Genomic DNA, 10,159 nt, shown 5'->3' with positions numbered 1-10,159 from the left:
CAGATCGTCTCCCCGAAGGGGAGGCGAAACGGCTTTTGACTTTGAAGGTGGAAAGCCCCCGCCCCGCTGCGGCGGGCGTCCTGCGTTTCAGGCAACGCCTGAGACTCCCCCCGTCCTCGATCCCCTCCAGCATTTCTTGCGAATTCAAATGGTAATTATTATCATTCGTTTTTATCGATTTTTTCCCTGAACCTGCCATGCAAGTGTTTGCCTTGCTGCTAGGCCTGGGCGGCGCCTGCTGCCTGTACCTGGCCTCGCCCAACCAGCGCCTGTTGCCGCTGCCACCGGGGCAGTCCGTGGCACAAAACCGCGGTACCCGCCTGTGCTGGCTGGGCGTGGCGGCGATCGCCGTCTCGGCGTGGGCATGGAGCACCACGCAGGGCTGGCCCGCCGCGACCGTCGCCACGCTGGCCACGGTCGGCACCGGCCTTTCGCTCTGGCCCTTCGCCGGCGCTTACCGCGATGCCAGGCGGCAGCACCCGGTGCAGGCCCGCAGATGAGCGCCGCCAGCCCCCGGACCCCACGCAAGCCACAGCAGGCCATGGGCACGAAATGGCTGGCCGGCACCCTCCTTGGCTTGCCGCTCGCCGTGGCGCTGTGCGCCCTATCGGTCATCTGGCTGCCGGGCGGCTGGGAGAGCGGCGCCATCGGCGCGCTGCTGGCCTGCCTGCCACTGTGGGTTGCGATCATCTGCGCCAGCGTGCTCTTTGCCACCAGCCGTGCCGCGTGGCTATGCCTGGCGGCAGGCAACCTGGCCGCTTTTGGCCTGCTATGGGCGTGGCGCCTGCTGCTGGCGCCCGGCGCGGCGTGACACGCACAAGGACAAGCGCACAAGGACTATCCAATGAAAGCCGCCACCCTGCGCCTTTACCAAACCCTGCACACCTGGGTCGGCCTGATGGCCGGCTGGGCCCTGTTCATCGCCTTCTTCGCCGGCGCGATCACGGTCTTCCACGAAGAACTGCATGCCTGGCAATCGCCGCAACGCACCGTGGCCGGGCACCCGGCCGCCGCGGGCCCCGATCCGGCCGCGCTCGACGGCTTCATGCACGCGCTGGTGGCGGCGCATCCCAACGCCGCCGCCAGCGCCTATGTGACGCTGCCGACCAAGCATGAGCCCGGCCTGAGGGCCTACTGGCAGGACAAGGCCGGCGAATGGCAGACCACCACCTCCGCCAGCCTGGCCGCGGGCAGGAACACGCCCAAGGACACCTCGCTCGACGCCGCGCAGGGTGAACTGGCAGCCTTTATCGACAGCCTCCACTACACGCTTGGCGTGCCGGTGGCCGGCAATTACTTCATGGGCGTCGTCGCGGTGCTGTACGGGCTGGCGCTGGTGTCGGGCGTGCTGCTGCACCTGCCGCGGCTGAAGCCGGACCTGTTCGCGATACGGCCCGGGCGCAACCTGAAGCGCTTCTGGATGGATGCGCACAATGTCATCGGCCTGTTCAGCCTGCCCTTCCACCTGGTCTTCGCCATCACCGGCGCGGTGCTTTGCCTGGCGATGGTGCTGGTCATGGTGTTCAACGTCATGGCCTTCGACGGCAAGCTGCTCGAAGCCTTGCCGCGCCTGACCACCGCCTCGCCGGAGCTGAAGGCGTCAGGCCAGCCGGCGCAACCCCTTCCCGCCGCCACCCTGCTGGCCGCGGCACGGGCCAGCGCGGGCGAGCGCTTCGCGCCGCTGTCGCTGCGCTACCAGCACTATGGCGATGCCAGCGCCTTGATCGAGATTCGCGGCGGCAGTGCCCGCGCGCTGGGCAACTACGGTTCGGTCTCGGTACGCGCCGCGGCCGGGCGGCCCGACAGCGGCAAGGTGCTGGCCAACCAGGCCGCCGGTAGCCGCGACGCCAACCATGCCATCTACAGCGCGCTGTATGACCTGCATTTCGGCACCTATGGCGGCCTGGCGCTGCGGCTGGTCTACCTGCTGGCGGGACTGGCAGGTGCCTTCCTGTTCTATTCCGGCAACCTGCTGTGGATTGAATCGCGGCGCAAGACCCGACAGCAGGAGCAGCCCCGCGTGCACCGGCTGCTGGCGCAGGCCACCGTCGGCGTATGCATCGGTTGTTGCATCGCGGTGGCGGCGGCTTTCTGCGGGGCGCTGCTCTGGCCCGCGCGCGCCACCGGCTACACGTATTTCCCGGTCTTCTTCGCAGCGATCGGCTGGGCCCTGCTGCGGCCGCCGGCACGCGCCGCGATCGAACTGCTTTGGACCGCCACCGCAGCCGCCCTGCTGGTGCCGCTGGTCAATGCGCTGGTGACGGGCGACTATCTCTGGCGCGCCGCGCTGGCCGGCCACTGGGCCGTGGCGGGCTTCGATATCGGCGCACTGGCGCTGGCCTGCGGTTTTGCCGCACTGGCCCTGGCCACGCAGCGCCGCGCCCGCAGCGGTCCGCCCAACTCGGTGTGGGCCATGCAAAAGGCACGCACCGGGGTGGCCGAAACCACCGTGGCAGACGCGGCCGCGAACTAGCACGGAAGGCAGGGCACGCGCCGGATACCGTCTGGCGCCCCCGCCCGGCTCACACCTTCAGTTGGGCTTCCATCGCGCCGCGCAGGTCGGCGATCAGGTCGCGGGTGTCTTCCAGGCCGATGTACAAACGCACCAGTTCGCCGGCATCGTGCCAGCCCGCGGGCGGCCAGCTACCCTGCGGACGCATGGTGGGAACGTGATACGGCACCGCCAGGCTGTGCGCCCCGCCCCAGGACCAGCCGATCGCGAACAGGCGCAGCGCCTCGACGAAGGCATCGACCTGCGCGCGCGTGTAGCGCGCATGCAGCACGACCGAGAACAAGCCGGTGGCGCCACTGAAATCGCGCCGCCAGAATGCATGGCCGGGACAATCCGGCAAGGCCGGGTGCAGGACCTTGACCACCTCGGGGCGCTGGGTGAGCCATTCGGCCACTTCACGCGCGGCGCGGTCATGGGCGGCCAGCCTGACCGGCATGCTCGGCAGCGAGCGCAGCACCAGGTAGCAGTCGTCGGCCGACACGCCCCAGCCCATCAGCATGCGGCCGCGCCTGAGGCGGTCATGCAGCTTCGCGTCGCGGGTCAGCACCGCGCCCATCAGCACGTCGCTGCCGCCCGACTGGTATTTGGTCAACGCCTGCACCGAGATGTCGATGCCATTGTCGAAGGGGCGGAAATAAACACCGGCCGACCAGGTATTGTCGATCGCCGTGATCACGCCGCGCGCCTTCGCGGCGGCGACGATGGCCTGGGTATCGGGCACCTCCATGGTCACCGAACCCGGCGACTCCATCCAGATCAGGCGGGTATTGGGGCGGATCAGGCCGGCGATGCCGGCGCCGATCATGGGGTCGTAATAACGGACCGACACGCCGTAATCCCGAGCCAGCCATTCGCCATGCTCGCGGTTGGGGCCATAGACGTTGTCGGGAATCAGCACGTCGTCGCCCGACTTGACCAGTGCGAAATACACCTGCGAGATCGCGGCGAGGCCGGATGGCAGCAGCAGCGTGTCGCGCGCGCCTTCGATCAGCGCAAGATGCTGGCACAGCGCCTCGCTGGTAGGCGTGGCATGCAAGCCGTAGCGCCAATAGGTGGTGGCGCCGTCGCCATGCGCGCGCAGCTCCGCCAGGTTGCGGAAAACCACGGTGGAGCCGCGATGCGTGGGGGGAGAGAACGAAGCGAAGCCGGGGGCGATATCCAGCTCTGGCTGGACCGCCACGGTTTGCAGGAAGGCGGGTTGGGAAGCGGGCTGCTCGGGTGGCTTGCGGTCGGACACGGCGATTCCTTGTCTGGCGATGACTCGATGAACGTTCGAGCTTACCAGCATTCAGGTGCGCGTTGGCACACCCGCGCCTTGCCGGCGCAGACGCGCCCGTGCCTGTCCTACCTGCCGTTGATCGACGATTTCGGCGGCGGCGGCGCGTAGGTGATGCCGCTGCCCGGCGTCATGTCGAAGGGCGGAATGACCAGCACGCCCAGGGGCCGGATCATGAAGGGCAGCACGATGGCCGGGTTGAGCGGGTCGGTCCAGTTGCCATGCACGACGCCGGCGCCGTCGATGGTGCCCTCCCAATTGCCCGTGACATGCGTGCCGTCATTGGACTCTTCCATCAGGAAAGCGCCATTCTCGTATTCGCCGGCCAGCAGGCGCACGCCACCCGTGCGGCCGACGCCGTACTCGCCATGCACGCTGTCGCGCTCATCGGGCTTGGGCCCGAGCCGCAGGCGCACCGGCTGGCCGCCGAGCGTGCCTGCGTAGACCGGTAACGATGCGAACTCGGGCCGCGGCGACAGCGGCCTGGGCGCGGCCCCGGTGGAAAGCTGCGTGCCGCGGCGCGCCTCGCCGTCGCGGATCGCCTCGTTGATGCCGAATCCCTGTACCTGGCTGCCCTGCACCTGGCTGCCGGTAGCAGCCTGATTGGCGCCGGTGCCCGTGGACAGCTCGGTACCGCCGGCGGCCAGCGCGGCGCCGGCCAGCGTTGCCGCGGCCAGCCCGGCTGCCAGTGACAGGGAAACGGAACGGGAGAAGATCGCTACGCGCCGCAAGACAGCCTCGGGGTCAGGTTCAGAGTCGTTCGAAGATGGCCGCAATGCCCTGGCCACCGCCGATGCACATGGTCACCAGCGCATAGCGGCCTTGCACCCGTTGCAACTCGTACAGGGCCTTGACGGTGATCAGCGCGCCGGTGGCGCCGATCGGGTGGCCCAGCGAGATGCCCGAGCCGTTCGGGTTGACCTTGGCCGGATCCAGCCCGAGCGCCTTGGTGACGGCGCAGGCCTGTGCGGCAAAGGCCTCGTTGGCTTCGATCACGTCGAGGTCGACCACGGTCAGGCCAGCGCGTTCCAGCGCCTTCTTCGTGGCCGGCACCGGGCCGATGCCCATGGTCTTGGGATCGACGCCGGCATGCGCGTAGGAGACCAGGCGGGCCAGCGGCTTGAGGCCGCGTTTCTCGGCCTCGGCACGCTCCATCAGGACCACGGCGGCGGCGGCGTCGTTCAGGCCCGAGGCATTGCCCGCGGTAACCGTGCCATTCTCCTTGACGAAGACCGGCTTGAGCTTGGACATGTCCTCCATGACCGCGTCGTGGCGCACGTGCTCGTCGGTGTCGAAGGTGACGTCGCCCTTGCGGCCCTTCAGCGTGACCGGCAGGATCTGGTCCTTGAAGTGACCGGCGCGGATCGCCGCCGACGCACGGCGATGTGACTCCAGCGCGGCCTCGTCCTGCTGGATGCGGCTGATGTCGTATTCCTTGGCCACGTTCTCGGCGGTGACGCCCATGTGGATGCCATGGAAGGGGTCATGCAGCGCGCCCAGCATCATGTCGAGCATCTTGGCGTCGCCCATACGCGCGCCCCAGCGTGCCGACTGCGCCAGGTACGGCGCACGGCTCATGCTTTCCGCCCCGCCGCCGATGGCCACGTCGGTGTCGCCCAGCAGGATGGACTGCGCCGCGCTCACGATGGCCTGCAGGCCCGAGCCGCACAGGCGGTTGACGGTCAGTGCCGGCGCGTCGATGGTGACGCCGCCCTCCACTGCCGCCACCCGGCCGAGGTACATATCCCGTGGTTCGGTCTGGATCACGTTGCCGAACACCACATGGCCGACATCGTCACCGCTGACCTGGGCGCGGGCCAGTGCTTCACGCACCACCATGGCACCCATCTGGGTCGGGGAAAGATCCTTCAGGCTGCCGCCGAAGGTACCGATCGCGGTCCGCACGCCGCTCACCACCACCACTTCACGTGTCATCTTGTGTCTCCTGGGCTGATGTTGCAGCGCACAGTATAGCGGCGCGCCGGGCAAAACGAACGACCGTACTTTTACCTAAGCGGACCTGCAGCCACGGCCAGCCTCAGACTTCGCCCCACAAATCGTGGCCATCCGCACCGGTAATCTTCACCGAGACGAACTCGCCAACCTTGTAGCGCGGCAAACCCTGGGCCGGCGGATCGATATAGACCAGGCCATCGATCTCAGGCGCATCGGCCGAGGAACGCCCAATGCCGCCGTCCTGGTTGATCTCGTCCACCAGCACGCGCAGGGTCTGGCCCACCTTGCGCTGCAGGCGCCGGGCGGACACTTCCTCGGCGACTTCCATGAAGCGCGCGCGGCGCTCCTCGCGCACCTCGTCGGGCAAGGCGCCCGGCAGGTCGTTGGCGGTGGCACCCTCGACCGGCGAATAGGCGAAGCAGCCCACGCGGTCCAGTTCGGCCTCGGCGATGAAATCCAGCAGCGTCTGGAACTCCGCCTCGGTCTCGCCGGGGAAGCCCGCGATAAACGTGCTGCGGATGGTCAGCTCAGGGCAGATCTCGCGCCAGGCGCGGATGCGGTCCATGGTCTTCTCGGCATTGGCCGGGCGCTTCATGCGCTTGAGCACGTCCGGGTGGGCGTGCTGCAGCGGCACGTCCAGGTAAGGCAGCACGTGGCCCTGCGACATCAGCGGGATGATCTCGTCGACGTGCGGGTACGGGTACACGTAATGCAGGCGGACCCAGGCGCCGTACTTGGCGGCGAGTTCGCCCAGCGCGGCGACCAGCTCGGTCATGCGCGTCTTGAGCGGACGGCCGTCCCAGAAACCGGTGCGGTACTTCACGTCCACGCCATAGGCACTGGTGTCCTGCGAAATCACCAGCAGTTCCTTGACGCCCGACTTGAACAGGTTCTCGGCCTCCAGCATGACTTCCGCCACCGGACGGGAGACCAGGTCGCCGCGCATCGACGGGATGATGCAGAACGAGCAGCGATGGTTGCAGCCCTCGGATATCTTCAGGTAAGCGTAATGCTTGGGCGTGAGCTTGATGCCGGCGGCCGGCACCAGGTCCAGGAACGGGTCGTGAGGCTTGGGCAGGTGGGTGTGCACGGCCTGCATCACCTCGCCCAGCGCATGCGGGCCGGTGACGGCCAGCACCTTCGGGTGAACCGAGGTAATGATGTCCTCGCCTGCGGCGTTCTTCTTCGCGCCCAGGCAGCCGGTGACGATCACCTTGCCGTTCTCGGCCAGCGCCTCGCCGATGGCGTCCAGGCTTTCCTGCACGGCTTCGTCGATAAAGCCGCAGGTGTTGACGACCACGAGATCGGCGCCGTCGTAGGTGCCGCTGATGGCATAGCCTTCGGCGCGCAGCTGGGTAATGATCTGCTCGGAGTCGACCAAAGCCTTCGGGCATCCAAGTGAAATCATACCAATGCGAGGCGATGTGTCGAGCTTAGTCTTTGATTCTAAAGAGTTTTTCACGGGGACTTTCAATGTCGTGGGGCCGGAATTGTGCCCTAGGACACAAAGCCAATCTGCCATTTTACCCGCTCGGGCGCCCGTCCAGAGCCCCGCATTTCGGCCCATCATGAATGTGATGTTGTAAACCTTTCGCTAATCAGTTACGTTAGCCGCGCGGATCGGAAACCCGCACCAAATCACCTCGCCACGGACGGCAAAACTCACACCCTTCTGCACACGAGATCATGAGAATTGAAAATCCCCAGCGCCAAGCAAGTTGTAGTGAATACCTATCGCCACACCTTCGTAGCAACCTGCCCGTCTGACGGGGATTCAATCGTCTACAAGCTCGAAATCAAGTCGAGGGAGACCATCCTTGTAGAGCACATAAAGACCGCGACAGCCCTGATAAAAAAGGGCTACCACGAGGAAATCGCCGCATCCTTGTATGAGCGATTCGGCGGTGAACAGCGGATCACGGCGGAACACCAGGGCGTTCAAATTGAAACACTGAGGGCGATGGAATGATCGCCGCCGCTTACCTCATCTCGCCGTGGGCGCGTCAGTGATTCACTACCATGGCACGCCCGTCGGGGGTAATCGAAAAGATGTGGTTCAGTTCCTATCTGGGAGACATGCTCTCGTCCCGTTCCCAAGGCAAGACGATATTGGCGCGGTCGCTGATGTTTGCCAATCATTCGTGTTCGACAACGGCGCTTTCAGCATTTGGAGGCAGGGCGGCCACCTCGACACCGAAGGCTACTATCGATGGGTTGAGGACTGGCACCGGCACCCAGGATTTGACTGGGCCTTGATCCCAGATGTGATTGATGGCGACGAAGAAGAAAACGATCGCTTGCTCGCCGAATGGCCGCAACACCTCGAAGGAGTGCCGGTGTGGCATCTGCACGAGTCGCTTGAACGCTTCCAGCGCCTAACCACATCTTGGCGCACTGTTGCCATCGGAAGTTCCGGTCAATGGAAGACCCCAGGAACTGGCGCTTGGTGGAAGCGTATGAATCAGGCCATGAACGCTGTGTGTGATGAATATGGGCGCCCCCCATCGAGATTGCACGGCCTCCGCATGCTTGACCCGGAAGTGTTCAGTCGCCTACCTCTCGCTAGCGCCGACTCCACAAATGCCGCAGTCAACGGAGGGAGCATCCAGCGGTTCGGAATGTACGTCCCGCCGACCGCTGGACAGCGTGCCGAAGTCATCGCAAACAGAATCGAGTCGAGCAATAGCGCGGCGATCTGGGTCGCAGAAATGCAGGCGGAAATGGCTTTTTGATACCAAGCCCAGCCATGCGCTGGGCTTTATTCTGGAGGCGCCAACTCAGCGAGCCGTTACCCACGCAGTCGATGCCCGGCCCGACCTGCTGGAGTTGGCCGAAGCCTGAGACAACAAATCCCGCCATGCGCGGGGTTTTTGTTTTGCCGCCATGCACTACGATTCCGCCTACAAAACAACGGGGCGGCCATGATAGGCGACCAATACCAAGACATCGTTTCTCTCGGCAACGCAGTCATCAGCGCTGTAAGCCATGAAGGGCTGACCGTTCAGCTTATCAACGGCAAGCCAGCCACGCTCGCCGTCATCGACCCATCCGGAAAAATATACGAAGCAGGATCGCACGTTTGCGAAGTAGCTTGGCAGACATCCATCGCCTCGTACCGCCGATTCCTAATCGGCAAGGGGCACCTTCGCATTTACAGCGCCGAAGACTCGATACGCATGCAACTGGGCAGGGCTCGATACTGCTGAGCCGATTTAGTGCGCACCTGCCCGGACCCTACCCCGCCTTGTATGGGGTTTCGCTTTTCTGAGGTGGCAGCTCTTCCGAGACACGCCGAACCTTGTCGCCGTCCACTTCGAAAACGGTCTTTCGCGCGTACTTCCCCGCCGCCATGTCTTTGACCGACCGCAGCAGCGCCGCCTCGAATTCCTTCTGTTCTTCGTCCATGACAGTGCGAGTAGTTGTGACGGTGCAACAGGCAAAAATGGCTAAGCCTTTGATCCATAAGGGATCAGACCGGCGCGCCTGAGTATATTTTCGCTATCTCAGGGGCATCCGAGGCTCACGAATCCCACATTCGGAATATGGTCTTTCTTAGTCGTTGATTCTGCAGGGTTTTTCACGGTTACTTCCAAATGTGGGGCGGGCGAGGCGGGACATGGCCACCTGGCGGTACAAAGCCAATCGCGCATTTTAACCGCTTGCCGGAGTTTGCCGGGGCCTCATGGCCGACATGAACGTGGTTCGGATGGAGCCGCCTGGCCGAAGGGATGGCGCTCAAGGACGTGGTGCGTTCGGGCAACAACGACGCCGTCAGCGCCGTCGAGAAAGCGGAGAAAAGCCGGGGCGATAGCGGCGTCCCCTGGGTCGGGGGCAGCAACGCCGGCTGTGGGTCGCAGCGTTGGGGTGGGCCGGTGTCCGTGCGGGGAATGTGCTACGTGGGCTGAGCGACTCGACGACCGACGCAAAGGCAGCAGGTAAAACAGCCGCGGCCAAGATCACCTGACAATCAGCAGGCCGCAGTCGTTTCAAGGCGCGAATCGTCACGCTTGATCGGCATCGGCCTGGTCGCCCTGCACCAGCGCCTGGAACAGCTTCACCAGCCGCGCCGCATCCCCCATGACCGGCGCGAAGAACGCGGCATCGCAATCTTCCACCACCACGACCGCCTTGCGCGCCAGCTCGCGGCCGGCACGCGTGACCTCGATCGCCTTGGCGCGCGGATCGGTGGGATGGTCGCCACGTGCGATCAGCGCGGCCGCCTCCAGCGCCCGCAGCACCTGGGAGGTGGTCATCGGGTCGATCCCGGTGAGCTGCGCGATCCGCGCCTGGGTCAGCGGTTCGTCCGCGCCGAACCAGGTGGCGGTCGCAAGCACCACGAACTGCGAGTGGGTGAGGCCATAGGGCTGTAGCGCTTGCCGCTGCCGGCGCTGCCAGGCATTGGAGATTTTCCACAA

General features: G+C 65.4%; 13 protein-coding genes and 1 pseudogene. 7 read left to right on the top strand and 7 right to left on the bottom strand.

The window, feature by feature from the left end; all coding sequences use genetic code 11:
- The coding region (locus P3W85_RS44970; protein ID WP_276269596.1) for a hypothetical protein at positions 1-199 on the bottom strand (199 nt) is incomplete at its 3' end.
- Here P3W85_RS44970 and P3W85_RS44965 point away from each other — a divergent pair.
- The 3 genes from P3W85_RS44965 to P3W85_RS44955 are packed head-to-tail and all read left to right on the top strand — an operon-like array spanning position 198 to position 2,473.
- Complete coding sequence (locus P3W85_RS44965; protein ID WP_276269595.1) at positions 198-500, top strand: hypothetical protein; 303 nt, start codon at positions 198-200, stop codon at positions 498-500. The genes P3W85_RS44970 and P3W85_RS44965 overlap by 2 nt on opposite strands.
- On the top strand, positions 497-811 hold the full coding sequence (locus tag P3W85_RS44960) for a hypothetical protein (RefSeq protein ID WP_276269594.1): 315 nt from the start codon (positions 497-499) through the stop codon (positions 809-811). The genes P3W85_RS44965 and P3W85_RS44960 overlap by 4 nt, the downstream gene beginning before the upstream one ends.
- 33 nt (positions 812-844) lie before the next feature.
- Entirely contained in the window at positions 845-2,473 is a 1,629-nt protein-coding gene (locus P3W85_RS44955; protein ID WP_276269593.1) for a PepSY-associated TM helix domain-containing protein, read from the top strand.
- A gap of 49 nt (positions 2,474-2,522) precedes the next feature.
- Here P3W85_RS44955 and P3W85_RS44950 read toward each other — a convergent pair whose 3' ends face one another.
- The 4 genes from P3W85_RS44950 to rimO all read right to left on the bottom strand — a co-directional run bounded on the left by P3W85_RS44950 (position 2,523) and on the right by rimO (position 7,206).
- Positions 2,523-3,749 (bottom strand): cystathionine beta-lyase, encoded by a 1,227-nt coding sequence (locus P3W85_RS44950; protein ID WP_276269592.1) that lies wholly within the window; start codon positions 3,747-3,749, stop codon positions 2,523-2,525.
- A 107-nt stretch (positions 3,750-3,856) separates the two neighbouring features.
- Positions 3,857-4,519: a hypothetical protein gene (locus tag P3W85_RS44945; RefSeq protein ID WP_276269591.1), complete on the bottom strand. Its 663-nt coding sequence runs from the start codon at positions 4,517-4,519 to the stop codon at positions 3,857-3,859.
- A 19-nt stretch (positions 4,520-4,538) separates the two neighbouring features.
- Positions 4,539-5,723: a beta-ketothiolase BktB gene (gene bktB / locus P3W85_RS44940; RefSeq protein WP_276269590.1), complete on the bottom strand. Its 1,185-nt coding sequence runs from the start codon at positions 5,721-5,723 to the stop codon at positions 4,539-4,541.
- 103 nt (positions 5,724-5,826) lie between these two features.
- Positions 5,827-7,206 carry a 30S ribosomal protein S12 methylthiotransferase RimO gene (rimO, locus tag P3W85_RS44935; protein WP_276269589.1) on the bottom strand — a complete coding sequence of 460 codons (1,380 nt, stop codon included), beginning with the start codon at positions 7,204-7,206 and terminating at the stop codon, positions 5,827-5,829.
- 231 nt (positions 7,207-7,437) lie between these two features.
- Here rimO and P3W85_RS44930 point away from each other — a divergent pair, with 231 nt between their 5' ends.
- The 3 genes from P3W85_RS44930 to P3W85_RS44920 all read left to right on the top strand — a co-directional run bounded on the left by P3W85_RS44930 (position 7,438) and on the right by P3W85_RS44920 (position 8,950).
- Positions 7,438-7,713: a hypothetical protein gene (locus tag P3W85_RS44930; protein WP_276269588.1), complete on the top strand. Its 276-nt coding sequence runs from the start codon at positions 7,438-7,440 to the stop codon at positions 7,711-7,713.
- Between the two features lie 172 nt (positions 7,714-7,885).
- Positions 7,886-8,476: a hypothetical protein gene (locus tag P3W85_RS44925; RefSeq protein ID WP_276269587.1), complete on the top strand. Its 591-nt coding sequence runs from the start codon at positions 7,886-7,888 to the stop codon at positions 8,474-8,476.
- A gap of 189 nt (positions 8,477-8,665) precedes the next feature.
- A complete protein-coding gene (locus tag P3W85_RS44920; protein ID WP_276269586.1) occupies positions 8,666-8,950 on the top strand; it encodes a hypothetical protein in 285 nt (94 codons plus the stop codon).
- Between the two features lie 28 nt (positions 8,951-8,978).
- Here P3W85_RS44920 and P3W85_RS44915 read toward each other — a convergent pair whose 3' ends face one another.
- Positions 8,979-9,149, bottom strand: a complete 171-nt coding sequence (locus tag P3W85_RS44915) for a hypothetical protein (RefSeq protein WP_276269585.1) — start codon at positions 9,147-9,149, stop codon at positions 8,979-8,981.
- A 299-nt stretch (positions 9,150-9,448) separates the two neighbouring features.
- On the opposite strand from P3W85_RS44915, the pseudogene P3W85_RS44910 reads away from it, so the two are divergent.
- A pseudogene (locus tag P3W85_RS44910) lies at positions 9,449-9,601 on the top strand (integrating conjugative element protein); the annotation flags it as partial.
- Between the two features lie 144 nt (positions 9,602-9,745).
- Here P3W85_RS44910 and P3W85_RS44905 read toward each other — a convergent pair.
- Positions 9,746-10,159 (bottom strand): MarR family winged helix-turn-helix transcriptional regulator (locus P3W85_RS44905; RefSeq protein WP_276269584.1); only part of this gene is annotated, 414 nt, incomplete at its 5' end.

Source organism: Cupriavidus basilensis (assembly GCF_029335485.1).
GTDB classification, from domain to species: domain Bacteria; phylum Pseudomonadota; class Gammaproteobacteria; order Burkholderiales; family Burkholderiaceae; genus Cupriavidus; species Cupriavidus basilensis_E.
Note: the sequence above shows the minus strand (reverse complement) of the source record. Positions and strands in the feature narration are given on the sequence as shown.